17 protein-coding genes and 1 pseudogene are annotated in these 25,531 nt (G+C 72.3%); 10 read left to right on the forward strand and 8 right to left on the reverse strand.

Annotated elements, in window-relative coordinates; translation table 11 throughout:
- Nucleotides 1-212 precede the first annotated feature (212 nt).
- Nucleotides 213-773 (forward strand): annotated as a pseudogene (locus EJC51_RS41595) (LuxR C-terminal-related transcriptional regulator); the annotation flags it as partial.
- On the opposite strand, the gene EJC51_RS48950 reads toward EJC51_RS41595, so the two are convergent.
- From EJC51_RS48950 to lanKC, 4 genes are all read right to left on the reverse strand, one after another.
- Nucleotides 696-2,543, reverse strand: a complete 1,848-nt coding sequence (locus EJC51_RS48950) for an ATP-binding cassette domain-containing protein (RefSeq protein ID WP_425276823.1) — start codon at nucleotides 2,541-2,543, stop codon at nucleotides 696-698. The pseudogene EJC51_RS41595 and the gene EJC51_RS48950 sit on opposite strands and share 78 nt — an antisense overlap.
- Before the next feature lie 144 nt (nucleotides 2,544-2,687).
- Nucleotides 2,688-4,385 carry an ATP-binding cassette domain-containing protein gene (locus EJC51_RS41605; RefSeq protein WP_126275831.1) on the reverse strand — a complete coding sequence of 566 codons (1,698 nt, stop codon included), beginning with the start codon at nucleotides 4,383-4,385 and terminating at the stop codon, nucleotides 2,688-2,690.
- 86 nt (nucleotides 4,386-4,471) lie between these two features.
- Nucleotides 4,472-4,588: a SapB/AmfS family lanthipeptide gene (locus EJC51_RS41610; protein WP_126275832.1), complete on the reverse strand. Its 117-nt coding sequence runs from the start codon at nucleotides 4,586-4,588 to the stop codon at nucleotides 4,472-4,474.
- A gap of 50 nt (nucleotides 4,589-4,638) precedes the next feature.
- Nucleotides 4,639-7,245, reverse strand: a complete 2,607-nt coding sequence (lanKC, locus tag EJC51_RS41615) for a class III lanthionine synthetase LanKC (RefSeq protein WP_126275833.1) — start codon at nucleotides 7,243-7,245, stop codon at nucleotides 4,639-4,641.
- A gap of 206 nt (nucleotides 7,246-7,451) precedes the next feature.
- On the opposite strand from lanKC, the gene EJC51_RS41620 reads away from it, so the two are divergent.
- The 4 genes from EJC51_RS41620 (at nucleotide 7,452) to EJC51_RS41635 (ending at nucleotide 12,944) form a co-directional block, all read left to right on the forward strand.
- Entirely contained in the window at nucleotides 7,452-9,890 is a 2,439-nt protein-coding gene (locus tag EJC51_RS41620) for a SpoIIE family protein phosphatase (RefSeq protein WP_208870774.1), read from the forward strand.
- A 141-nt stretch (nucleotides 9,891-10,031) separates the two neighbouring features.
- On the forward strand, nucleotides 10,032-11,099 hold the full coding sequence (locus EJC51_RS41625; RefSeq protein ID WP_126275835.1) for a glucose-1-phosphate thymidylyltransferase: 1,068 nt from the start codon (nucleotides 10,032-10,034) through the stop codon (nucleotides 11,097-11,099).
- The gene (gene rfbB / locus EJC51_RS41630) at nucleotides 11,096-12,070 is read left to right on the forward strand and encodes a dTDP-glucose 4,6-dehydratase (protein ID WP_126275836.1); all 975 of its coding nucleotides are present in this window, start codon (nucleotides 11,096-11,098) and stop codon (nucleotides 12,068-12,070) included. Before EJC51_RS41625 ends, rfbB begins: the two co-directional genes overlap by 4 nt.
- A gap of 55 nt (nucleotides 12,071-12,125) precedes the next feature.
- A complete protein-coding gene (locus EJC51_RS41635; RefSeq protein ID WP_126275837.1) occupies nucleotides 12,126-12,944 on the forward strand; it encodes a class I SAM-dependent methyltransferase in 819 nt (272 codons plus the stop codon).
- Between the two features lie 70 nt (nucleotides 12,945-13,014).
- Here the strand turns inward: EJC51_RS41635 and EJC51_RS41640 are convergent, their stop codons facing one another.
- Nucleotides 13,015-14,970 (reverse strand): glycosyltransferase family 2 protein, encoded by a 1,956-nt coding sequence (locus EJC51_RS41640; RefSeq protein ID WP_126275838.1) that lies wholly within the window; start codon nucleotides 14,968-14,970, stop codon nucleotides 13,015-13,017.
- Nucleotides 14,971-15,128: 158 nt separating this feature from the next.
- On the opposite strand from EJC51_RS41640, the gene EJC51_RS41645 reads away from it, so the two are divergent.
- Together EJC51_RS41645 and EJC51_RS41650 are read left to right on the forward strand one after the other, a co-directional pair.
- A complete protein-coding gene (locus EJC51_RS41645) occupies nucleotides 15,129-15,629 on the forward strand; it encodes a metallophosphoesterase family protein (RefSeq protein ID WP_126275839.1) in 501 nt (166 codons plus the stop codon).
- Nucleotides 15,630-15,758: 129 nt separating this feature from the next.
- Entirely contained in the window at nucleotides 15,759-16,679 is a 921-nt protein-coding gene (locus EJC51_RS41650) for an aminoglycoside phosphotransferase family protein (protein WP_126275840.1), read from the forward strand.
- Nucleotides 16,680-16,698: 19 nt separating this feature from the next.
- Here the strand turns inward: EJC51_RS41650 and EJC51_RS41655 are convergent, their stop codons facing one another.
- Nucleotides 16,699-17,802, reverse strand: coding sequence for an XdhC family protein (locus EJC51_RS41655; protein ID WP_126275841.1), 1,104 nt, complete (start codon nucleotides 17,800-17,802; stop codon nucleotides 16,699-16,701).
- 226 nt (nucleotides 17,803-18,028) lie between these two features.
- Here EJC51_RS41655 and EJC51_RS41660 point away from each other — a divergent pair, with 226 nt between their 5' ends.
- Together EJC51_RS41660 and EJC51_RS41665 are read left to right on the forward strand one after the other, a co-directional pair.
- Nucleotides 18,029-19,993, forward strand: coding sequence for an elongation factor G (locus EJC51_RS41660; protein WP_126275842.1), 1,965 nt, complete (start codon nucleotides 18,029-18,031; stop codon nucleotides 19,991-19,993).
- Between the two features lie 87 nt (nucleotides 19,994-20,080).
- Complete coding sequence (locus tag EJC51_RS41665) at nucleotides 20,081-21,943, forward strand: glycoside hydrolase family 5 protein (RefSeq protein ID WP_126275843.1); 1,863 nt, start codon at nucleotides 20,081-20,083, stop codon at nucleotides 21,941-21,943.
- A gap of 65 nt (nucleotides 21,944-22,008) precedes the next feature.
- Here EJC51_RS41665 and EJC51_RS41670 read toward each other — a convergent pair whose 3' ends face one another.
- Nucleotides 22,009-23,256 carry a YncE family protein gene (locus tag EJC51_RS41670; RefSeq protein WP_126275844.1) on the reverse strand — a complete coding sequence of 416 codons (1,248 nt, stop codon included), beginning with the start codon at nucleotides 23,254-23,256 and terminating at the stop codon, nucleotides 22,009-22,011.
- A gap of 191 nt (nucleotides 23,257-23,447) precedes the next feature.
- Here EJC51_RS41670 and EJC51_RS41675 point away from each other — a divergent pair, with 191 nt between their 5' ends.
- Nucleotides 23,448-24,101 (forward strand): TetR/AcrR family transcriptional regulator, encoded by a 654-nt coding sequence (locus tag EJC51_RS41675; RefSeq protein ID WP_126275845.1) that lies wholly within the window; start codon nucleotides 23,448-23,450, stop codon nucleotides 24,099-24,101.
- A gap of 60 nt (nucleotides 24,102-24,161) precedes the next feature.
- Here EJC51_RS41675 and EJC51_RS41680 read toward each other — a convergent pair whose 3' ends face one another.
- Nucleotides 24,162-25,391: a glycosyltransferase gene (locus EJC51_RS41680; protein ID WP_126277333.1), complete on the reverse strand. Its 1,230-nt coding sequence runs from the start codon at nucleotides 25,389-25,391 to the stop codon at nucleotides 24,162-24,164.
- Nucleotides 25,392-25,531: the final 140 nt, after the last annotated feature.

The following is a 25,531-nucleotide window of genomic DNA, read 5'->3' on the forward strand; positions in this document are numbered from 1 at the left end:
TCTGCCCCCTGGCGGCGGGACGCGCACGGCGAGCGGACCGGACCCGGCGGCGGCCGCGCCCTCTACCCCGTCCACCCCCGCCCATGCCCCCGCAATCGAAGCGCGGGGCAGCGTACGAGAGCCGTCCGTGCGCCCCCGCGCACCCCGTTGGCCGGTTCTTCGCGCCAGGGAAAGGTGCCGAACACGAACAATGGGGCAGACGTTTCTCACCCATGGAACCGGCGAACGGCAACGCGAGGGGACGGGCAGTGATCCGGGTTCTTCTGGTGCACGACGAGTGTCTGGTCAGATCGGTCCTGGCGGAGTGGCTGCGCCGGGAACCGGACCTGGGGGTCTACGACACCCCGTGGCGCAGCGCGCCCGGCCGACTGCGATCCCTGCTGCCGGACGTCTGCGCGGCCGACCTGGAGTGCGCGGACAGCTACGGGCTCGCGCCGCTCGGCGAACTCGGGGCCCGGCCTGCGGGGACGCCCTCGCCGCGCCTCCTCGTCCTCGCCAGCGCGAACCGCCCCGGCCTGCTGAAACGGGCCGTGGAGGCGGGGGCGCTCGGCTACGTGGACAAGGAGGGTTCGCCCGAGCATCTGGTCCGCGGGATCCGCCGGGTCGCGGAAGGAAAACGTTTCGTCGACGACTCGCTGGGCTTCGGCTTCCTCAAGGCCGCCGAGATGCCGCTGACCCGGCGGGAGCTGAGCGTGTTATCCCTGGCCGCCGAGGGGGCCTCCGTCGCGGAGATCGCCGGGAGCCTGCACCTGTCCCACGGGACCGTGCGCAACTACATGGCGGCCATCAACCGCAAGACCGGAGCCCGCAACCGCGTCGACGCGATCCGGATCTCCCAGGGCGAGGGCTGGCTGTGACGGCACCGGCGACCAGCTGCCCACGAGGTCGCGGTAGAGCGCTGAGCGTTCCAGCAGCTCGTCGTGGGTGCCGTACGCCGTCGTCCGGCCGTCCATGACCAGGACCCGGTCGGCCCGGCGGGCCGAGCTGATGCGGTGCGCGACGACCACCAGCGTGCCGCCGGGCCGCGCGGCGAAGGCCCGTTCCGCGCGTTCCTCGGCGGACGGGTCCAGATGGCAGGTCGCCTCGTCGAGCAGGACGAGCGGGGCGTACGACAGCCAGGCCCGGGTGAGGGCGATCAGCTGGCGTTCCCCCGCGGAGAGCGCCGCCGGTTCGACCGTGGCGGCGGGTCCGCCGAGCGCGTCGAGCAGCGGGAGCAGCCCCACCGCGTCGGCGGCGGCGAGGAGTTCCGCCTCGGGCACGGGGTCGGGCCGCAGCAGCCCCAGGTTCTCGGCGAGGGTGCCGGAGTGGACGTACGCCTCCTGCGGGACCAGCACCCGGCGGGCCGCGGCCTCGGACCCCGGCACCGGACAGCCGCAGACCCGGATCACGCCGTGCCCGGGCTCCAGCACCCCGGCGACCAGCGCGGTGAGCGTGGACTTGCCGATGCCGCTCGGGCCGACGACGGCCAGATGGGCGCCGGGCCGCAGCTCCAGGTCCAGGCCGTCGACGACGGGGGCCGCGGCGGGGCCGTAGGCGAAGGTGACGCACTCGAGGGTGAGGGCCGGGATGCCGGGCGGGGTGCCGGCGGGGCGCGACAGCTGCCCGGTCGGGGTGGCGGATGCCGAGCCGTCCTCGCGGAGCAGCCGCCGCAGGACCACCACCAGGCGTGAGCCGCTGGTGCCCAGGCCGTGCACCAGGTTGCGCAGGGCGGGCAGCAGGGACTGGGTGACGTAGGACAGAGCGCCGACCAGGGCGCCAGGGGTGACGCCCTGCCCGAGGAGCCAGGGGGCGGCCACCAGCAGGAGCACGATCGGGAGCTCGCCGCCGATCGTCAGCGCGGCCACCCGCGGCACGCCCCAGCGGGCCAGTGAGACCGCGGCCCGTCGTTCGGCCTCGATGTGGCGCCCGGTGTCGGCGGCCACCCGTTCCTCCGCCCCGGCCGCGGTGATGTCCCGCAGCCCCGGACAGACCGCGCCGTACCGCTCGGCGAGCGCCTCGTCGGCGACGAGGAACGCCTCCTGGCGGCGGGCCAGCGGACGGAGCGTCGCCAGGAAGAGGGCCAGGCCGGCGAGCAGGGGGAGGCCGACGAGCAGGAGGAGGGGCGGGGCGAGCGAGAACAGGCCGATCAGCGCGCCGGCCGCGGTGAACACGAACGAGCGCGACACCATCACCAGCCCGGCGAAGGTGTCCCGGGCGATCTCGGTCTGCTGGGTGAGCCCGGACAGCGCCGCGGGGTCCCCCTCCCGGACCCCGCGCGCCACGACCCGCCTCACCAGCCCGTCCCTGAGCGGTTCCACCAGCTCGGCCACCGCCGTGTGGACCCGGGCCGTGCCGAACGCCCCGACGAGCACCCCGAGCCCGGCCACCCCGAGCCAGGCCAGCCCGGTGTTCGGCCGCCCCGCCAGGAAGCCGTCGTCCAGGGCGCGGGCGGGGGCGTAGCCGGTGAGGAACGTCTGCCCCGTCTCCAGCAGGGACCAGACGGCAAGCCGGACGACGACCCGCCACCGGTCCCGGAGAAAGCGCAGCCCGCGCCGGGTGATCATGACGGCCCGCCGTCCGTGAACCGGCCACGCGCGGGACGGCCGCTCATGCCGGCTCCCCGTCCGTGGACGACGTCCACCGCGCGGGACGGGCACTCTCACGGGTGCCCTGTGGGTGAGCGCCGGTCCACCGCGCCGGCCAGGCGCTCACGTCGGGTCCTCCCCGTCCGTGAACACCGCCCGGTAGCCCGGCAGGTGCCACAGCTCCTCGTGCCGTCCCACCGCCCGGACCCGCCCGCCGTCCAGCCAGGCCACCGCGTCCGCGCGGGCCGCCGTCGCCGCGCGGTGGGCGATCAGCAGCCGGGTGCCGTGCGTGCGGGAGCCGAGCAGGGACGCGGTGATCTGCGCCTCCGTCACGGTGTCGAGGCTGGAGAGGGCGTCGTCGAGGACGAGGAGGCGGCTTTCGTGGGCGAACGCCCGTGCCAGGCCCAGGCGTTGGGCCTCGCCTCCGGAGCGCGGGGCGTCGGCGCAGAGCGTGGCGTACCCGGCGGGCAGCCGGCTCACGAAGTCGTCGGCGTGTGCGGTGCGGGCGGCAGCGCGGACGCGCGCGGGGGAGGCGGGCGTGGGGCCGAGGCCGATCTCCTCCTCCAGCGTGCCGCCCAGCAGCGCGGGCCGGTCGAAAGCGTGCCGGACCGCGCCGCGCAGCTCGTCGTGGGTCAGCTCGCGCAGCGGGACACCGTCGAGCAGCACCTCCCCGGCGTCCGGGTCGGCGAGCCGTCCGGCGAGCGCGGCGAGCAGGGACTTGCCGGCGCCGGACCGGCCCACCACGGCGAGGGTCGTCCCGCCGGGCACCACGAGATCGACGCCGTCCAGGACCACCCGGTCGCCGCGCCGGGCGGTCACCCCGCGCAGTTCCAGCCGACCGGGACCGGGCGGCAACCGCCGGTCGCCGTGCACCCGGACGGGCTCGGCCAGCACCTCGGTGAGCCGGCCGGTGGCCGCGCGGGCCCGGGCGAGGCCGGCGAGCTGCCCGACGAGCATGCCGACGCCGCCGGCGAGGACCGCGTACCGCGAGGCCGCGAGCATCTCGCCGACGGTGACCCGGTGCCGGGCGAGCAGCAGACCGGCGACGGCGACGACACCGAGCTGGAGCAGCGGGGCCACGGCGACGGACTGGCCGGCGGCCCGCCCCTGCACCTGCCACATGCGGTGTCCGGCCCGGGACAGCGCGGGCAGCGGCCGGAGGACGCGGGCGCTCTCCCGCTCCGCCGCACCGGCCGCCAGGATGGTGCGGTGCCCGTCGACGGCCTCCGCGAGCGCCGCCGCGATCCGTCCCTGCTCGCGCTGGTAGTGGGCGACACACTCGCGGGTGTCACGGGCGAAGGCGCGCAGCAGCAGCGCCAGCACGGGCGCGCCGGCCAGCAGGACGGCCGCGAGCCACGGGTCGATCAGGGCGAGGGCGACCAGTGCGCCGACCGGGCCCGCGAGGGCGGCCGGCACGGCGGCGCGGGCGGTCGGCGCGGTACCGGCCTGGGCGGCGTTGCCGACGAGGCGGGCGACGAGGTCGCCGGGCCCGAAGCGTTCGGCGGCGCGCGGGCCGACGGCCAGGACATGGCCGGTCAGCCGCTCGCGCAGCCAGGAGGTGGTGCGGGCGTCGAGGGTGCCGCCGAGCACGGTCTCGGCCGCGTCGAGCAGGGCGAGCAGCAGCACGAGCGCGGCGCAGTACGTCACCCACCGGGTCGCCGGCGCCCCGGCCAGCAGCAGGTCGAGGGCGCGGCCCAGCGCGGCGGGCAGCAGCAGCCCGGTACCGACGGCAGCCGTGCTCACCAGACACAGGGCCAGACACCTTCCGGGCGCCGGCCCGAGAGGCCCGAACGTCGTACGCGCTGCCGGTGGCGTGGTCATGCGAACCTTCCCTCCGACGTGCGGACCCCGGGCGGCCCCTCCCCCGCGGGAGCGGACCGCCCGGAGCCCTGGACACACGGCGCTTGTCAGAGACAGAGCGTGACGCTCGCGGCGCTGACGCAGGACAGCAGGCTGAGGCTGCTGTTGCCACCGCCGCCCGTCGTCTCGTCGGCTTCCATCGTCTGAAGGTCGAGAAGTGCCATGTCGCTTTCCTCTCTTCGGTGTTGTCGTCACCCGTGGGGACGGGGTCGGATCACGGCTCCGTCCTTCGCGGAACCGCGCTGTGGGGCCGCCCGAGCGGCGGCAGGAAGGGCAGATGCGCGTCCGCCCCGGCGTCGAGGGCCGCGCCGAGCGCGAGCAGACAGCCGGCCGTGCCGGTGCCCAGATCCATCGACAGCCGCATCATCTGGTGTCCGGGGAAGGCCAGTTGGCCCTGATAGGACATGGAGAACCAGCCGAGCCCGTCGATCTGCCCGGCGAGCCGCTCCCTGGCTCCGGGCGTGGAGGTGCGGGCGAGATACAGGATCAGCCCGGCCCGGCCCTGGAAGAGTCCCGGCTGTACGTAGAAGCGGAAGGTGGCGGCGGTGAGGATGCCGGCCCGGACGTCCGTCAACTCGCCACCGGTGTGGGCGAGATGGTCGTCCAGCACCATGCCGATGCCCGCGCTCCCCTCGCCGAGGTACGGCAGCGTCCGCCAGCCCTCGTCGACCTCCAGCGACCCGCTCGGGTGCGTGACACAGACGTCCAGGTCCCGCTGGAGCGCGACCCCGGCCGCCTTCAACAGCCGTTCCTCACCCGTGCGTTCGTACTCCCGCAGCAGGAACAGCGCGGGCCCGCTCGCCCCGCGCAACAGCCCGGCCCGGCGCCGCCGGGTGCTGTCCGGAAGAGGTTCTTCGAGACGTCGTACGAGGATGTCGGCGGCCTCCGCGGCACGCTCCCGCAGCTCCGACTCGCCGGTCGTGCGGGCGAGTTCGGCGAGGACCAGGCCCAGGCCGGCCAGTCCGCCGTGCAGGTCGGAGGAGAGGTTCTGCCAGCGTTCGGCGAGGATCGAGCCGACCAGGTCGAGAGCGCGCTGCCGGTGTCCGAGCCGGTCCAGGACGTGGGCGACGCCCGCGAGCCCGTCGTACAGCCCGAGCGGCGTGCCCGTCGGCGGGGGCGCGGTGCGGGCCAGCAGCCAGCGTTCGCCCTCCTCGTACCGCTCGGCGCCGACCGCGTCCAGCGCGTACAGCACGCCGGCCGCGCCGTGCGCCAGGCCGAGTCCGCCGCCGTCGTTGAACTGGGTGATGTCGCCCGGGAAGAGCCGGTCGTCGCGCTCGGGGGTGGCCGAGGCGAGGATCGCCTTCACCATGGAGTCGCGGCTGTAGGGCCAGTCGGCGGGCTCGACGAAGGGCTTGACCAGCGCGGGCGCCGACGCCCCGGTGTTCCGGGTGATCTCCGCGACCGCCTCGTCGAGGAACTCCTTCGGCACGTCCGGGAACTGACGGAGGATCACCTCCGCCAGATGGGCCGCCTTGCCGCGGTCGACCACGAACAGCGTGGTGACCGGCAGGAACAGGGCGATCCGCAGACACGCCAGCGCGTAACGGTCGACGTCGGCGCCCGTGCGGTCCGGCGGCGCGAAGAAGCCGGGGTGCGCGACGACCTGGCGGCCCTGCTCGTCGATCGGCGCGGCGGCCTCGAAGTCGAGCAGGGACACCGACTCCCCGTCGGGCCCGACCATGATGTTGAAGACGTGCAGGTCGTTGAAGACGATCCCGCGCGCGTGGATCGCCGCCACCGCCCGCTCGACACCGGCGTGGATGCGCAGCGCCCAGGCCGTGTAGTCGGCCACCGCCCGCGGATCGGGGTCGGGGGCGAGCAGCGGGTGCCGCTCGGCGAAGAACGAGTTCAGCGGCCGCCCCTCCAGGAACTCCATGACCAGGAAACGGTGGTCGCCGAGCGTGAACCAGTCCCGCACCTCCGGCACCACGCCGGTCCCCGCCACCCGCTCCAGCGCGTACTTCTCGCGTTCCAGCCGGGCGATCGCGTCCGCCCCGTCCGCGGCGAGGCCCGCGTGCGGCCGGCCCTCCTTGAGGACGACTTTGCTGCCGTCCCGGGTGTCGGTGCCCGCGTAGACCCCGCCGCCGTTGGAGAAGTGCAGCGCCTTCTCGATCCGGTACGGCAACTCGCCCACCGTCGTGGTGTTGCGCGCCGCCAGCTGCGGGGCCAGAAAGGCCGGCAGCGTCACCCACTCCGGGACCTGGAAGGACGGCGCCCTGCGGTCCGGCACCAGGGTGCCCTCGCCGTTCCGTACCGCCGGCACCAGCGAGCCCCGCTCGTCGACGATGAACTGACGTGCGAAGGCCCCGTAGCGGACGTAGAGCGGCCCCTCGTCCCAGCGCAGGTCGGTCAGGATGTACGGCCCCTCGAACCCCTCCAGGAGCCTGCCCAGCTCGCACAGCACCGTGTGGAGCTGCTCCTCGTCGGCCGGGTACAGGGTGACGAACTTGCCGCTGCCATCGCGGGGCGCGTACTTGGTGTTCCGCAGATGCAGCAGATGCGGTCCGGGCACGAACTTGAACGGGATGCGACGCGGCACGCAGTAGTCCCAGACGATCGCCGCGATCCGCTCCGCGTTCGCCCGGGTGGCCGAGGCGTGGACCTTCCAGCCCTGCGCCGGACCGGCCACCGGCCCGCCGTCCGGGCCGAGCGGCGTCAGCGTCAGCCAGTCGCCGATGCGCGCCGCGTCCCAGCCGGCCGGCACCTCGCGCCGCGCCGCCTCGAACACAGGCGCCGCCTGGCGCGCTCCCGCGGACAGCCGGTCCGGCGTGTCGTAGAAGTGCCGGTCGGCGAGCGCGTACACCTCGTACCGCTTGTCCATGCCTCCCCCTCCTTGGCCCGGTATCGAGCTTCCAGCGGGCGGGGTGGCCACGGACAGTCACCTGTGTCACGAGATCACCGTGCGGAACGCATGCGTAAAGACTTGTTCGGCGACTTTCGATCCCGACCGCCGCGCCACCCCCGCGGACACCGCACGGAACGGTCACAGGGGCTGCGCGCGTGTCGCATAAGCGCTGTAATGGCGACGTGGTCAGTGAGGGAGCTGCGGGGCGCAGAACGAGAACGCTGCGTGCCGAAGTTGCCCTCAAAGCGCTCACGGCCGGCCCCGACTCGCCCGAACGACTGCGGGGCGTACTCGAACAGGTGCTCGTTTTCGCCAGGGCCTCCTTCGCCGCCGTGTACGCCCCGAGCGAGGACGGCGAGCTGCTCTGCCTGGTGGACGCGGCCGGGGTGCCGCGCACGCTGTACGGCTTGCGGGACGCCTACCCCCTGGCCGGCGGCTCCCCGGTGGCCGAGGCGCACCGCGGCGGCCGGTCGGCCTGGCTGGGCCCGGAGGAGCTCGCCGAGTGCGCCGAGGCGCGGCGCCTGCCGTCCCGGGACTTCCATCTGGCGGCCCTGCCCGCCCGCCGCGACGGCGGAGGCTGCCTCGTCGCCGTGAGTGAGCGCCCCGACGGCTTCGACACCGACGACCGCAAGTGCCTGGAGCTCCTCGCCGACGCCGTGGCCTGTCCCGCCCCGGCCGCGGCCGCCGAGGGCGGGGAACTGCCCGCGGGCGCGTTCAGCCTCGCCCTGGACACCGGCCGCATCGAGGTCGGCGACGACATCCTGGACCTGTTCGCGATGCGCAGGGAGGACTTCGACGGCCGCGTGGAGACCCTGCTGGCGCTCACCGTGCCCGAGGACCTGCCCGGCCTGATGTCCGTCACCGAGGCCGACCACATGTCCCTCGGCGACCGCGAGCTGGAGTTCCGGGCCCTTCAGCCCACCGGGCCACCCAAGTGGCTCAGACTGCGCGGCCGACTGCTGCCCGGCGGCGAGGGCCGCCCCGCCCGCCTCGTCGGCACCGTCGCCGACGCCTCCACCCTGCGCTCCGACGTCACCGACGTGGCCCGCATCCAGCGCCTGGCCGCCGCCCTCGCCACCGCGGGCACCGTCCGTGACGTCAGCCAGGCCGTCGTCTCCGCCCTGCGCAAGCCGCTGCGCGCCGACCGGATCGCGCTGGCCGAGCTGGAGAACGACCGGCTCGTCGTCACCGTCCTCGACCCGCCCGACCCCGAGTCCTGGCCCGAGCTGTGGCGCCTGGAGTGGCGTACCGAGTGGCCCGACGCCCCCGTGCGCGCCATGCCCACCCTCGCCGCCGCCCTCAGCGAGGGCCGCGCCCAGATCTGGCCCGCCGGCACCGCCCTGGAGCCAGCCCTCGCCGACGTCGGCCCCGGCGGCCTCGCCGTGCTGCCGCTGCCCGCCGCGGGACGCATGGCCGGCGCCTGCCTGATCGGCTGGGACACGCCGCACGAGTTCGGACCCGACGAACGCGCCCTGCTCACCGCCTCCGCCGGGCTCGCCGGACAGGCCCTGATGCGCGCCCACGCCTTCGACGCCGAGCACGAACTCGTCGGCATGCTCCAGCGCCAGCTGCTGCCCCGCCGGCTGCCCAAACTCCCCGGCGCGATCGCCGTCGCCCGCTATCTGCCCAGCACCGCCGGACTGGAGCTCGGCGGCGACTGGTACGACGTGATCCCGCTGCCCGACAACCACGTCGCCCTCGTCATCGGCGACGTCCAGGGCCACAGCGCCGGCGCCGCCACCCTCATGGGCCAGATGCGCACCGCCCTGCGCGCCTACGCCGTCGAGGGCCACCCCCCGGACGTCGTCGTCTCCCACGCCAACCGGCTCCTCACGGACATGGAGACCGACCTCTTCGCCACCTGCGCCTACGTCGACCTCGACATGGAGGAGGGCTCCGCCTGGTGCGTCCGGGCCGGCCACCTCCCGCCGGTGCTGCGGCACCCGGACGGCACGACCGAGATCACCGAGACCGAGGGCGGCCCGCCGCTCGGCGTCGTCGCCCAGGCGGACTTCCCGATGACCCCGCTGCGGCTGCGGCCCGGCACCCTGATCGCCCTGGTCACCGACGGCCTGGTGGAGTCCGCCGACGCCGACATCGACGAGGGCATGGAGCGCTTCGCCCACGGCCTGTCCGTCTCCGACCCCGCCCACCTCGGCCTCGTCGCCGACGGCCTGCTCGGCAACGCCCGCCGCAGCGACGACGTCGCCCTGCTCCTGGTGCGCTACGACGGCATGGCCACCCACCCGCTGCGCGAGAACTGGACGGTGTGGCGGGTCCCGCAGGCCGTCGGCCACGCCCGCCGCTTCACCCGGCGCACCCTGCGCTCCTGGAACGTGCCCGAGGACGCCCAGGACACCGTCCTGCTCATCGTCTCCGAACTCGTCACCAACGCCCTCGTGCACACCGACGGCCGGGTCCGCCTCGACCTCACCCTCGTCAACCACCGCCTGCGCGTCGCCGTCGCCGACGCCTCGCCCCGCACCCCGGTCAAACCGACCAGCATCGGCTGGGAGGCCACCGGCGGCCGCGGCATCCTGCTGGTCGAGGCCATGTCGGCGGCCTGGGGGAGCCTGCCGGTCAGCGGCGGCAAGCAGGTGTGGAGCGAGGTCACGTTCTGACCACTCGTACGAGTGCACCGTGCACTGATCGCGCACGGCGCCGGTCGCTCCGAGCCACCCCGCGTCACCTCGGCCTTTGCGGGGCAGGCAAGCCGCACCACGCACGGCCGGCCACGGGGGAACGGGACTAAGGTGAACCAGATGAAGGCTCTAGTCCTCTCTGGCGGTGCCGGTACCCGCTTGCGGCCGATCACCCACACCTCGGCCAAACAACTCGTTCCCGTGGCGAACAAGCCCGTCCTGTTCTACGGCCTGGAGTCCATCGCGGCCGCCGGGATCACCGAGGTCGGCATGATCGTCGGGGACACGGCCGCCGAGATCGAGGAAGCGGTCGGCGACGGCTCGAAGTTCGGCCTGGAGGTCACCTACATCCCCCAGGAGCGCCCCCTCGGCCTCGCCCACGCCGTGCTGATCGCCCGGGAGTTCCTCGCCGACGACGACTTCGTGATGTACCTCGGCGACAACTTCATCGTCGGCGGCATCGCCGCCCTCGTCGACGAGTTCCGCGCCCACCGCCCCGACGCGCAGATCCTCCTCACCCGCGTCCCCGACCCGCGCGCCTTCGGTGTCGCCGAGCTCGACGCCGCGGGCCAGGTGATCGGCCTGGAGGAGAAGCCCGAGACCCCCAAGAGCGATCTCGCGCTGGTCGGCGTCTACCTGTTCACGCCTGCCATTCACGACGCGGTCCGGGCCATCGCCCCGTCCTGGCGCGGCGAGCTGGAGATCACCCACGCCATCCAGCACCTCATCGACGCCCGCGCCGACGTCCGCTCCACGGTGATCAAGGGCTACTGGAAGGACACCGGCAACGTCACCGACATGCTGGAGGTCAACCGCACCGTCCTGGAGACCGTCGCGCACCGCATCGACGGCGAGGTGGACGAGCGCTCCGAGCTCGTCGGCCGGGTCGTCCTCGAAGAAGGCGCGCGGATCGTCAACTCCCGCATCGTCGGACCCGTGATCATCGGCTCCGGCACCGTCGTCGAGGACTCCTACGTCGGCCCCTTCACCTCGCTCGCCGAGAACTGCCGCGTCACCGACAGCGAGTTGGAGTTCTCCATCGTGCTGCGGGACTCCTCGATCCGGGGCGTGGGGCGTATAGAGTCCTCCCTCATCGGCCGGCACGTCGAGGTCACCCCGACGACCGGTATGCCCGCTGCCCACCGTCTAGTGCTCGGAGACCACAGCAAGGTGCAGATCCGTTCATGAACCTCCTCGTCACCGGCGCCGCCGGCTTCATCGGCTCCCAGTACGTGCGCAGGCTCCTGGCCTCGGCGGACTCCGACGCGTCCCGGATCACCGTGCTGGACAAGCTGACCTACGCCGGCACCCTGGACAACCTCGAACTGGAGCATCCCCGCCTTGAGTTCGTGCAGGGCGACATCCGGGACGCGGAGCTGGTCGACAAGCTGATGGCCGACGCGGACCAGGTCGTGCACTTCGCCGCCGAGTCCCACGTGGACCGCTCGATCGCCGGCGCCGGCGACTTCGTGCTCACCAACGTGGTCGGCACCCAGACCCTGCTGGACGCCGCCCTCAGACACGGCACCGGCCCGTTCGTGCACGTCTCCACCGACGAGGTCTACGGCTCCATCGACGAGGGCTCCTGGCCCGAGACCCACCCGCTCGCGCCGAACTCGCCGTACTCCGCCTCCAAGGCCTCCTCCGACCTGCTCGCCCTCGCCTACCACCGCACCCACGGCCTGGACGTCCGCGTCACCCGCTGCTCCAACAACTACGGGCCGCACCAGTTCCCGGAGAAGGTGATCCCGCTCTTCATCACCCATCTCCTCGACGGCAGGAACGTCCCGCTGTACGGCGACGGCCGCAACGTCCGCGACTGGCTGCACGTCGACGACCACTGCCAGGGCGTCGACCTCGTCCGCACCAAGGGCCGGGCCGGCGAGGTCTACAACATCGGCGGCGGCACCGAACTGAGCAACAAGGAACTCACCGGGCTGCTGCTCCAGGCATGCGGCGCCGGCTGGGACATGGTCGAGTACGTCGAGGACCGCAAGGGCCACGACCTGCGCTACTCCGTCGACTGGACCAAGATCCGCACCGAACTCGGCTACGCTCCCCGGCACGACTTCGCCACCGGCCTCGCCGACACCGTCGCCTGGTACCGCGCCCACCGCACCTGGTGGGAGCCGCTCAAGCGACGCATCACCCCTCACTAAGCACGGTCCGACCGTGGGCCCGACCGTCGGCCCCAGGAAAGGAATACGTCGAGCTATGTCGATCAGAACAACTGTGAAGAACGTGTTGGGTGAGAAGAACGTGCGTGTCGTGCGCCAGTTGAAGCGACGTATCTCCGGCCAGCCGCCCCAGCCGGTCAAGAAGAAGCCCACCGGGATCGACGCCATCTCCCACGACCTCAACAAACTCGCCGTGCACTTCAAGACGGACAAGTGGGGCGCGCACCGCTACACCCAGCACTACCAGAGGCACCTCCAGCACCTGAAGAACGAGGAGTTCAACCTGCTGGAGATCGGTATCGGCGGCTACAACCGGCCCGGCCAGGGCGGCGCCTCGCTGCGCATGTGGAAGGCGTTCTTCCCGAAGGCGCAGATCTTCGGCATGGACATCCAGGACAAGTCCCATGTCGACGAGGACCGCATCACGACGTTCATCGGCGACCAGTCCGACCCGTCGTCGCTGAACGCCGTCGCCGACAAGATCGGTGACCTCGACGTCATCATCGACGACGGCAGCCACCGTCCCCCGCACGTGCTCACCACGTTCGCCACGCTCTTCCCGCGCCTCAAGGACGGCGGCATCTACGTCGTCGAGGACACCCAGTCGTCGTACTGGCCCGAGTGGATGGGCAGCGAGGACCTCGACGACCCGAACACCAGCATGGCGATGCTCAAGCGGCTGACGGACGGCCTCAACTACGAGGAGTTCGTGGACGAGCACTACCAGCCCAGCTACACCGACCTCAACGTCGTGGGCGTGCACTTCTACCACAACCTGGTGATCATCGAGAAGGGCAAGAACGCCGAGGGCACCAACAAGCGCAGTGCGCTGAAGGCGCGTTACGCCAAGAAGTGATCCCGGTCCCGGACGGCAATTGAGCGCGGCCCCCATGGACTCCATGGGGGCCGCGCTCAATTGCCGTCGGCTACTTGCCGCGGTTCCTGACCCGGTGGGCCGCCCCGCGCAGCACCCTGCCCAGGGTGCGCCGGACCCTGCGGGCCAGCCGCTGCGCGGCGCCGTGGCCGGGCGCGGCCACCGGACGGACGGTGTCCCCGGAGACGCGCAGGGCGAGCGGCAGCACGAGGAAGCGCGGCTCGGGCGCGTTCGGCACCGGGCTCAGCGCCACCCGCCACCGCGCCCCGCTCAGCTCGGCGAGCGGCAGATCGGCCTCCAGCACCGACCCCAGCCGCTCGTCCGCGGCGGGGGAGAGGGTGCCCGGCACATCGACGATCTCGGCCGCGCCGAGCCGCAGCACCACCTTGGTCTCCCCGGCGGCCTGGAACGGCACGGCGGTGCTGATCCGGGCGCCGTCCACCGCGACGGTGCCCGGCGTGACCCGGTCGAGGCCGAGCCGCTTGGTCGCCCGGTCCACGTCGAGGGCGAAGTTGCCGTGCGGATGGGTCCAGTACGGCAGGACCACGCGCCCGCCGCCCAGGCCGGCCTGCGGCCGGGGCCGGTTCTCGGCCGGGGCAGGACCCAGCCGGCACTCCTTGGTCCAGCCGCCCAGCCGGACCCGTACGAAGGCGTCCCACAGACCGTCGTCCGGCGCCGCCCCGCCCGCCGCCGTGGCGGGATCGACGGACGCCGTGGCCCGCAGCACCAGGCGCACCCGGTCGCCGCCCTGGTCGGGCACCGTCTCCCGGACGACCCGCACGGGCTGGAAGTGCTGGGCGGCGCTGGTCCGTTCACGCAGCAGCAGATCGCCCGTGGCCTTGTCGAAGCGGGCGACGGAGTCGGCGCACACCCAGGCGATCGCCTCGGCCGCGTCCAGCGGCGGAGCGTCCTGCGCCAGGGCGCCCCGCGCGGGGAACCGCATCGGCTCGCCGCCCGAGGTGAACTCGGCGCTCAGCGAGACCTCCAGCACCCCGTCCCGCCACTCGACGCCCTCCGGAACGGCCCTCAGGGCGATTCCGGCCTCCCACTCGGCGAACGCCATGAGGTCGTCGTAGCGGTCCGCGGTGATCAGCGCGGCCACCACCCGCTGGGCGGGCGGCAGACCGGCCGCGACACCGGGCCCGAAGCGGTCGACGACGGTCGAGTGGATCTCCGCGAACAGGGCCCGGCGGTAGTCCTCGGGCAGCCCGAGCAGACGCCGGCCGCGCATCCGCTCGACCATCTCGTTGCGCAGCCAGCGCCGGAAGAGGCGGTCCCGCAGATCGCCCGGCTTCGTGTAGGTCTCGACGACGTCGAGGGCCTCACGCAGGTTCTTGAAGTACCCGGCCGGCTCGAACTGCTGGAAACCGGCGTTGGAGGCGTCGTCCCGGCGTACGTGGTAGTAGCAGACGTAGTCGCTGAGCACGGACACGTTCTCCGCGCGCAGATACGCCTCGGCGATGAAGACATGGTCCTCGAGGCGCCGCCTGCCCTCCGGGAAGCGCAGGCCGATGTCGTCCAGGAAGGCCCGGCGGAACATCTTGTGCGGCGTGAGGCTGTCGATCAGCGGCGCGTTCTCGACGCTCGCGTGCGGGCGGTTGCGGCGGAACAGCTCCACCGGCACGGGACGGCCCTTGCCGGCCATCTTGCCCACGATCACATCGGCGCCGTTGGCCACGCCGTAGTCGTACATCCGCTCCAGGGCCTCGTTGCCGAGGTAGTCGTCGTTGTCGACGAACATCACGAACTCGCCCCGGGCGGCCTCGATCCCGACGTTGCGGGGCTTGCCGGACCAGCCGGAGTTCTCCTGGTGGATGACTCGGACGCGTGGGTCCTCGGCAGCGAGCTCATCGAGCCGGCCGGGCGTTGAGTCGGTGGAACCGTCGTCGACGAAGATCACTTCGTACTCGTCGGGAGGCAGCGACTGCCTCTTCAGAGACGCGATGCAGTCCTCGATGTAGACCCCGGGGTTGTACACGGGGACGACGACGCTGACCTTGACCGGCATGAGGCTCGGTCCCCCTTGGGTCGCTTGTCGTTTCTGTCATGGTGCGGTGCTTGTGGCCAGATGCTAACCCGACGCCGCAGTGGTTGATGTTGCGACCACCGCTCGGATCGCATACCGATCGTGTCAAGGTTGACGATCTTCCCGGATAGTCTGACCGCGTGCGTCTGCTTCTGCTGTCCGACACCCATCTGCCCCGGCGCGCCAAGGAGCTCCCGGCCCCGCTGCTGGCCGAACTCCCGCGCGCCGACGTGGTGTTCCACGCGGGCGACTGGGTCGACACGGCCACCCTGGACCTGCTGGAGCGGCTCAGCCGCCGCCTCGTCGGCGTCCACGGCAACAACGACGGACCGGCACTGCGGGCCCGGCTGCCGGAGGTCGCGTACGCCGAACTCGGCGGCCTGCGCTTCGCGGTGGTCCACGAGACCGGCCCCGCGCAGGGCCGCGAGGCACGCTGTGCCGCCCGCTTCCCCGACGCCGACGTGCTGGTCTTCGGACACAGTCACATCCCCTGGGACACCACCGCCCCGACCGGTCTGCGGCTGCTCAACCCCGGCTCCCCGACGGACCGGCGGCGCCAGCCGCACTGCACGTACATGACGGCGACCGTCGAGGACGGCCGCCTGGACGACGTGCTGCTGCACCGGCTGCCTCCGCGGTAGCCGGTCGCGGCACCTCATGAGGAAGAAGAGGTGCATCGCTGTACGTCCTCCTCCGTTGCGCGCCGTCTACCCCTGGGAGCCGGTCTCAACCCCTAATTCGTTGGACGCTGCCGCCGTCGCCCCGCTGAGATGGACGGCGTGCTGATCGACACCTCGCTCGTACGCCGTCTGCTGACCGCCCAGTTCCCGCAATGGGCCCACCTCCCGCTCGCCCCGGTGCCGCAGTCCGGCATGGACAACGCGACCTTCCGGCTCGGTGACGAGCTGTCCGTACGGCTGCCGCGGTACGCCCACTGGTCCGGGCAGGTGGCCCGGGAACACCGCTGGCTGCCCCGGCTCGCCCCGCGTCTGCCGCTGGCCGTGTCCGAACCGCTGGAGATCGGCGAACCGGGCGAGGGCTACCCCTACCCCTGGTCGGTGTACCGCTGGCTGGTGGGCGAGACGGCGACGACCGAGGCTCTGGCCGACCCGGTGCGGGCCGGGCTGGATCTGGCGGGGTTCGTCAACGCGCTGAAGGACATCGACGCGACCGGCGGTCCCGGTCCCGAGCAGAGCAACGCCTTCCGTGGCGTCCCCCTGGGCGACCCGCGTGACTCGCTGGCCGCCGAGGCGCGCGTCCGGCCCAAGCTGGAGGCGCTGGCGGGAACGGGGATGGTCGACATCGACGCCGTGACGGAGGTGTGGGAGGCGGCCCTCGCCGCGCCCGCCTGGCACAAGCCGCCGGTGTGGATCCACGGTGACCTGGCGACGGGCAATCTGCTGATGCGCGACGGCCGGCTGAGCGCCGTCATCGACTTCGGGACGCTCGCCGTCGCCGACCCGGCGGTCGACCTCCAGCCCGCGTGGATGTTCTTGCCGCCGCAGGGTCGCGAGGCCTTCCGTGAGGCGGTCGACGCCGACGAGGCGACCTGGGCGCGGGCGCGCGGGTGGGCGCTGGCCGGGTCGCTGCCGGTGCCGGACGACCCGTTCTTCCAGCAGGACCCCGCACGGGTGACGGCGGCCCTCGATCACCTGGAGCAGGTCGTCGAGGATCACCGGCGACACGGCTGAGGCCCCACGGCTTCTTCTCTCAGGTTCCCCGGGGATGGATGGCGCCCGCGGTCGCCGTCAGCGGGGTGCCGGTGCCGCCCCACCGCAGCGCGACGATCTCCGCGGCGACCGAGACGGCCACCTCCTCGGGCGTACGGGCGCCCAGGTCGAGCCCCACCGGGGAGCGCAGCCGTGACAGTTGACGGTCCGTCAGTCCGCCGTCGACCAGCCGCTTCATCCGGTCGTCGTGGGTACGCCGGCTGCCCATCGCGCCGATGTACGCGGCGGGCCGCCGCAGCGCCTCCTGGAGCAGCGGGACGTCGAACTTGGGGTCGTGGGTGAGGACGCAGATCACCGTGCGCTCGTCGGTGTCGGTGCCCTGGAGGTAGCGGTGCGGCCAGTCCACGACGACCTCCACGCCCGGCGGGAAGCGCTTGGGGGTGGCGAACACCGGCCGGGCGTCGCAAACAGTCACCCGATAGCCGAGGAAGTCGCCGATCCGGGCGACCGCGGCGGCGTAGTCGATGGCGCCGAAGACCAGCATCCGCGGGGGCGGGGCGAAGGAGTGCAGGAAGACACTCACCGCGTCCTCCCGGCGCTCGCCCCGCGGACCGTAGTGCCGCAAGCCCGTTGCCCCGAGGGCGAGTTCACCGCGCGCGTCGGCGGTGACCGCCGCGTCCAAGCCCGTCGTGCCGAGGGTGCCCGCCACCCGGTCCGGCCACACGGCGAGGGTCGCGCCGCGCGGCGCCGGACCGTCGGTCACCGTGGCCACGGTCACCGGCCGCCCCGCGGCCACGGACGCGGCGACCTCGCCGAAGGCCGGGTCCAGCGCAGGCGTGACGGGCCGCACCAGCAGCGTGATCTCGCCGCCGCAGGTGAGCCCGACCGCGAAGGCGTCCTCGTCGCTGTACCCGAAGGTCTGAAGCCGCGCCTCCCCGCTCGCCACCACCTCCTGAGCCAGCTCGAACACCGCCCCCTCCACACATCCCCCCGACACACTGCCGACGACCTCCTCGCCGGGCCCGACCGCCATCGCGGCACCCGGATCACGCGGCGCACTGCGGCTCACGGCCACGACGGTCGCCAACCCGAACGGCGCTCCCGCCGCGTACCAGGCGCTCAGCGCCGGGAGAATCTCACGCACGATCCGCTCCTCTCACGATCGCCGCTAGCGTCGCATCCGGGCCGCCGGCAGCTCCGTATCGCCACACTCCACCCGCGGGTGGGGCGTTAATCCGTTGCCGCCCCGCACGCCGATCTGCTGCACTGCAAGGGACCCACAGGCGATCGATGAAGGAGAGCAGTAGTGCGCACTGCACGCATGTCCACCCAAGAAGGAATGACCCCCTCTTCGAAGGACATGACGCTTCGTGCACTTGCTCAACCTCGGGATTCTCGCCCATGTCGACGCCGGTAAGACCAGCCTGACCGAGCGGCTGCTGCACTCGGTCGGGGTGATCGACGAGATCGGCAGCGTCGACGCCGGCAGTACACAGACCGACACCCTCGCGCTGGAGCGCCGGCGCGGCATCACCATCAAGTCGGCCGTCGTCTCGTTCGCGGTCGACGACATCACCGTCAACCTCATCGACACCCCCGGCCACCCTGATTTCATCGCCGAGGTGGAGCGCGTCCTCGGCGTGCTCGACGGGGCCGTCCTGGTCGTCTCGGCCGTCGAGGGCGTCCAGGCGCAGACCCGCGTCCTGATGCGGACGCTCCAGCGGCTGCGCATCCCCACGCTGATCTTCGTCAACAAGATCGACCGCCGCGGGGCACGGTACGACGCTGTCCTCGACGCCCTCGCCGAGCGGCTCACGCCCGCGATCGTGCCGATGGGGCGAGCCGTGGAACTCGGCGCCCGGGAGGCGGCGTTCGTCCCCGGTCCGGTGGCGCCCGACGTCCTCGCCGACCATGACGACGAGTTGCTCGCCGCGTACGTCGACGGGACTCTCGCGGACGAGCGGCTGCGGTCCGCTCTCGTCGCCCAGACCCGGCAGGGCCTCGTCCACCCGGTGTATTTCGGCTCGGCCGTCACCGGCGCCGGGGTGCCCGAACTGATCGACGGGATCAAGCAGTTGCTGCCCGCCGCCGACGGCGACCCGGAAGGGACCGTCTCCGGCAGCGTGTTCAAGGTCGAGCGGGGTCCGGCGGGGGAGAAGGTGGCGTACGCGCGGCTGTTCTCCGGCACCCTGCGCACCCGTGACCGCGTTCCCTTCGGTCCCGGGCGCGAGGAGGGCCGGGTCACCGCGGTCAGCGTCTTCGACCACGGGACGGACGTCCGTGCGGACGCGGTCCCGGCGGGCCGGATCGCGCGGCTGTGGGGGCTGGGGAACATCCGCATCGGCGACACGATCGGCGAACCCCGCAAACGGCACGGCCACTTCTTCTCCCCGCCCACCCTGGAGACCGTCGTCGTCCCCGGCCCGGGCACCGACCGCAGGGCCCTGCACCTGGCCCTCACCCAGCTCGCCGAACAGGACCCGCTGATCGACCTGCGCCACGACGAGGTGCGCCAGGAACTGTCCGTCTCCCTCTACGGCGAGGTCCAGAAGGAGGTCATCGAGGCCACCCTCGCCGAGGAGTTCGGGCTCGCCGTCGGCTTCCGGGAGACCACACCGCTGTGCGTCGAACGCCCGACGGGGACGGGCGCAGCCGCCGAGTTCATCAAGAAGGAGGCCAACCCCTTCCTCGCCACTATCGGCCTGCGCGTCGACCCGGCCCCGCCCGGCACCGGCGTCACCTTCGGCCTGGAGGTGGAGCTGGGGGCGATGCCGTACGCCTTCTTCCGTGCGGTCGAGGACACCGTCCGCGAGACCCTCGCCCAGGGGCTGCACGGCTGGCAGGTCGCCGACTGCGCGGTCACCATGACCCACTCGGGCTACTGGCCCCGGCAGAGCCACGCCCACCAGGGCTTCGACAAGAGCATGTCCAGCACCGGCGCCGACTTCCGCGGCCTGACCCCGCTGGTCCTCGCCGAGGCGCTGCGCCGGGCGGGCACGCGGGTGTACGAGCCGATGCACCGCTTCCGGCTGGAGGCCCCGGCGGACACGCTGGGCGCGCTGCTGCCGGTGCTGTCCGCGGCGCGCGCGGTGCCGGAGACCACCGAGACGCGGGGTGCGCTGTGCGTGCTGGAGGGCGTGGTCCCGGCGGCCCGGGTGCACGGCCTCGAACAGCGGCTGCCGGGGCTGACCCGAGGCGAGGCCGAGTGGGAGAGCGCCTTCGAGGACTACGCGCCGGTGGCGGGCGGGGACGACGTCCCCGAGCGTCCGCGGACCGACCACAACCCGCTCAACCGCAAGGAGTATCTGCTGAACGTAACGGGCCGAAGGGGTTAGTGGGGTCGAAGAGCCGAGAAAACCTGAGACTTACTCATGAGTCAGAAGGTATTGACGGTGTCCTGATATCACCGGACTGTAGTGAACATGCCGAACTTGCGGGCCCGTCTGCTGGTTGTTCTGGTTGTCCTCTGCGGACTCTGCGGTTTCCTCACGGTGGCGGGCTCCCCGTCCGCCACCGCGGCCACCGTCCCCGGCTCCCTCTCCTTCGACGGCACGGCGCTCACGGTGTCCGGCGGTCGCTTCACCGACGGACACGGCCGCGAGGTCGTGCTGCGCGGCTACAACGTCTCCGGCGAGACCAAGCTCGCCGAGAACCACGGCCTGCCCTTCGCCTCCGTCGCCGACGCCCAGAAGTCGGCGAAGGCCCTGCGTGCCCTCGGCGGCGGCAACTCCGTCCGCTTCCTGCTCTCCTGGGCCTACGCCGAACCGGTGCAGGGCCAGGTCGACACCGCGTACCTGTCCGCCGCCACCGCCCAGATGCGTGCCTTCCTCGACGCGGGCATCCGCGTCTACCCCGACTTCCACCAGGACCTCTACTCCCGGTACCTCTTCGACGACGACAGCTGGTACACGGGTGACGGCGCCCCCAAGTGGGCGGTGGATCTGGGCAATTACCCCGACGAATCCTGCGGGATCTGCTTCGTGTGGGGCCAGAACATCACCCAGAACGGCGCGGTGAAGGCCGCCCAGTACGACTTCTGGCACAACGCCCACGGCCTCCAGGACGCTTTCCTCACCACGGCCCAGAAGGTCATGGCGTACATCAAGCAGAACGTGAGCACCGAGGAGTTCGCCGGCGTCATCGGCTTCGACCCCTACAACGAGCCGTACGCCGGCACCTACGACTCCGGCCAGGCCAGCCGCAGTTGGGAACGCGACCTGCTGTGGCCCTTCTACGTGAGGTTCCGGGCCCGCATGGACGCGGCGGGCTGGCAGGACAAGCCCGCCCTGGTCGAGCCCAACCTCTTCTGGAACGGCAACGTCAGCAAGGAGGAGGGCGGTCTCCTCGACGCGGGCTCCATCGGCTCCCGGTACGTCTTCAACACCCACTTCTACGACCAGAAGGCCATCTCCGGCATCCTGATGTGGGGCAACGCCTCGGACGGCCAGTACGTGAGCGACTTCGGCACCGTCCGCGACCGCGCCGCGGCGCTCGGCACCACGGCGGTCGTGAGCGAGTTCGGCCACCCGCTGAACGGCTCCACCGCCGGCAAGGCACCGACCGTGCTCAAAGCCATGTACCAGGCCCTGGACTCCCGGGTGAAGGGCGCCAACTGGTGGACCTCGCCCGCCGGTTCGGGCCAGGTGCTGTCCGGTTCGCAATGGCAGTGGGACATCTACAACGGCCGCCACAGCGAGCTGATGAACGGCAACCCCGACAAGGTGCAGACCAGCGGGGACGCCTGGAACGACGAGGACCTGTCCGCCGTACGCCTCGACGACAACGGGGTGGTGACGCTCCGTCAGGACGCCAGGCTCCTGGACCGCCTCTACCCGAGCGCGACCTCCGGCAGCACCCTCGCCTTCACCTATGAGGACCGCTCCCGCGACGGCTCCACGACCCTGACCTGGAACCCGGTGCCCAGCTCACTGCCGAACGTGTCCGCCCTGGTGGGCTCCGGACAGTACGGCCTGCTGGTGTGGCGCTCGGGCAGCGGCACTGCCCCCACCGAGCTGCACCTGCCCGCCTCCTTCCCGACCGCGACGACCACGGTCGTCTCCGACCTGGGCACGGCGTACGCCCCGCCGGCCTACACGTCCTCGACCCCGATCGGCACGGCCCCGGAACCCGGCGGCACGGGCAGCCGACGCCTGCTGCTCACCGACGGGGACTCCGGCACCCTGCACTACGCGCTGGTCACCAACGGGGCGACGGCGCCGTCGGCGACGGTGCTGAACGCGGCCAGGGCCGAGCTGGCGACTTGGGCGGCGTCGAAGTTCAGCTGAGAAGATCGCGTGTCGGGTGCGGGTGCCACGACGCACCCGCACCTCTCCACGACCGCGGCCGCCCCTCAGGACGCCGGGCTCGTCCAGTTCGCCGCGACATGGCCGAGCCGCACCCGCTGCGGGTGGTCGCCCACCGGCACCGACACCGTCTTCTGGCCGGTGGCGAAGTCGATCGCCGTGACCTGGTCGGCGCCGCTCTCGGAGATGACGCAGCTCTTGCCGTCGCCGCTGACCGTCGCCCAGTACGGCTTCGACGCGGTGACCAGCGGACCCTCCTGGAGCGTGCTGCGGTTGACGACGGTCGCGTAGTCGTCCATGGTCCCGGCGACGCACAGCTTGCTGCCGTCGGGACTCATCGAAAGCCCGTGGTGGCGCGAGTCGTTGACGAACGTGGTGCGGTCGTCGCTGGTCGCCGGGTTCTTCGGCAGGGTCTTCGTCCGGGTGATCTTGTCCGTGGCGAGGTCGTACTCGAAGAAGCCGTTGAAGAACGACACCTGGAAGTACAGCTTGGACTCGTCCGGCGAGAACACGGCCGGGCGCACCGCGTCGGAGTAGTCGGTGAGACCGAGCGCGTCCAGCTTCGGCCGCATGTCGATGGTCCTGACCTGCTGGTACGTCGTCGCGTCCACGACCGTGATGTGCCGGTCGCCCTTCGTCCAGTCCAGCCACGGGGCGTCGGTGCTCGTGTTCACGTCACCGATCGCCATGTTGTAGATGTACTTGCCGTCCTTGGTGAAGATGTTCTCGTGCGGCTTGTCGCCGGTGGCGAACTTGCCGACCTGCTTGCCGGTGTCGATGTCGAGGACGTGCACGGTGTTCGCGGTCGAGGCGGACACCGCCACCCGGGTGCCGTCGGGGGAGACCGCCATGTGGTCGGAGCGGTAACCCGACACGGGGAAGCGCCAGTTGATCTTCCCGGTGGCCAGGTTGATCGACACGACGTCGGCGAAGCTCGGCCGGGAGACGACCACCGAGGTGCCGTCCGGCGTGGTGTACATGTCGTCGGCGAACTGGTCGTGGCCCTCGCCGACACCGTTGCGGATCGCCATGAAGTAGATCCACTTGATCGGATCGGCGTTGATCTCCGCCATCCGCGCGTCCTTGTCGGGGATGACGTTGATCCGGCCGACCTTGGCCAGACTTCCGGTGGACTGGAGGACGTCGGCGGTGCCGTCCCAGTTGTTGCCGACGAACAGCACCTCGCGCAGGGCGGCGGCATCGGCCGCGGAGGCGGCGGAGGCCGCCGGGACGGTGGCGGTCAGGGCGACGGCGGCGGTCAGGGCGCACAGGTGCCGGGTTCTGAAGGCAGGCATGACGGCTCTCTCCTCTGAATGGCGTTCATGAGTAGGACATGCCAAAACGGGACTCCGGAAGGCGGCTCTCCGAAACTGAACACGGATGCTTTCAGAGTCAACTTACTGAAAAGTAAGGAAGGGGCGCCCTGTCCACAAGACTCCGCGCACGACAAAATTGGCGAGCCAGTGGACGATCAACGGAGGTGACCGTGGCGGGCAGGCTCAAGGCGCCGACCGGCCGCTACGGCGGCAAGACCGCGGAGGAACGGCAGGCGGAACGCCGCCGCCGCTTCCTGGACGCCGCGCTGCAACTGTTCGGCGACACACCGGGCTTCCGCAACACGACGGTGGCGGCGCTGAGCGAGGCCGCGGGCCTGTCCACGCGACAGTTCTACGAGGAGTTCCGCACGCTGGAGGACGTCCTCGCCGCGCTGCACCTCCAGGTGAACGAATGGGCGGAGCAGGCGGTCGTGGCGGCGGTCGCGGAGGCGGACACACTGCCCCTGCCCGAGCGTGCTGCCGCGATCTTCCGGGCGTACGCCGCGAACGTCACCGGCGACCCGCGCCGGATCCGGATCACCTTCGTCGAGATCATCGGGGTCAGTCCGCGGATGGAAGAACAGCGGCTGGCCCGGCGGGCGGGGTGGGTGGAGCTCGTGTGCGCGGAGGCGGGGGCGGCGGTGGCGCGGGGGGAGGCCGCGCCTCGGGATTATCGGCTGCCGGCCACGGCGTTCATCGGGGCCGTCAATGGGTTGCTCCATGACTGGAGCTCCGGGTGGGTCGATGCCTCGCTGGACGAGGTGGTGGAGGAGTTGGTGCGGCAGTTGTTGGCGATTTTGCGGCCCGTGGGGTGGGAGGGCTGATTCGGTTGCCCGCGGCGCCGCAGATCGATACAGCCCCGCGCCCTTCAGTGGCGTTGCCGCTCAGCCTCTCAGGCAGTTCACCGCCTCCAGTACAGGGGCCACGCCGTCCTCCTTGCGAATGCGTGCCCCCAGCTCCCGCGCCCGCTCCCGGTACCCGGCCTCGCGCGTGATCCTCGTCAGCGCCGACGCCAGTCTGTCCGTGGTCAGGCGGCGGAGCGGTACCGCCGTCGGCGCCACGCCCAGGGCGACCAGGCGCTGCGACCAGAAGCCCGCGTCGAACTGGATCGGTACCGGCACCGCGGGCACCCCGGCCCTCAGTCCCGCTCCGGTCGTGCCCGCGCCCGCGTGATGGACGACCGCGGCCATGTGCGGGAACAGTGCCGAGTGCGCGATCTCGCCGACGGTCAGCATGTCCTCGCCGTCCGCCGCGAGCCCTGCCCAGCCTCGCTGGAACACCCCACGCAGCCCCGCCCGCCGCAGCGCCCGCACGATGTCGGCGCTGAGGCGTTCGGGGTCGGGGACGGTGGCGCTGCCGAGGCCGACGAAGACGGGTGGCGGACCCGCTTCGAGGAAGTCCCGTACCTCGGGCGGGAGTTCGGCCGACACGTCGTACGGCCACCAGTAGCCCGCCACGTCCAGTCCGGGCCGCCAGTCGCTCGGCCGGGCCACCACCAGGGGGCTGAAGCCGTGCTGGACGGGCCAGTTCCGCCGCTCCCGGCGCCGCAGTGCCGTGCCGATTCGAACCTGTCCCAGACCCAGGCGGGTGCGCACCTCGGGGATCACCGAGGAGAAGACGTATTCGATGGCCATGCTCACGCCGTGTCCGGCCACCCGGTTGCCGAGCGTGCCCCAGGAGCCGCCGCCGAGCATCGGAGGGGCGAACTCCCTTGTCGCGGCGACCGGTTGCAGGCTGAGGCCGAGGGTTGGCAGGGAGAGGCCCTCGCCGATGGTGTGGCCGAGGGGCGCGAGGGAGGCCGACAGGAGGAGTACGTCGGCGGCGCGGGCCGCCGCCACCAGGTCGTCCGCCATCGTGCCCGCCAGCGCCCGTGCCATCGTGACCGCCCGCAGCAGCTTGCCGGGTCCGGTGGCGCTGCGGTGGAGCCCTTTCCCGCGCTCGGACTCCAGTACCGTCCGCGGGTCCACCGGCAGGGCGTGGAACCCGAGCCCGGAGCCTGCCACCAGCGGCTCGAAGGAGCCGTGCGTGACCAGGGTGACCTCGTGCCCGGCCCGCAGCAGGCCGTGCCCCAGGCCGGTGAAGGGGGCCACGTCGCCCCGGGAACCCGCCGTCATGATTGCTACGCGCACGAGCGCCAGTATGTCGGGATCGCGGCCCGCAGCGGGTGAACGACCCGTGCGGAGGGGCGAGTTCGCGCCTGTCGCAGCCGTTGACTTCCGCCTCCCGCGGCTCTACTTTCGGCGCGCGATACGTT

Source organism: Streptomyces aquilus (assembly GCF_003955715.1).
GTDB lineage: Bacteria > Actinomycetota > Actinomycetes > Streptomycetales > Streptomycetaceae > Streptomyces > Streptomyces aquilus.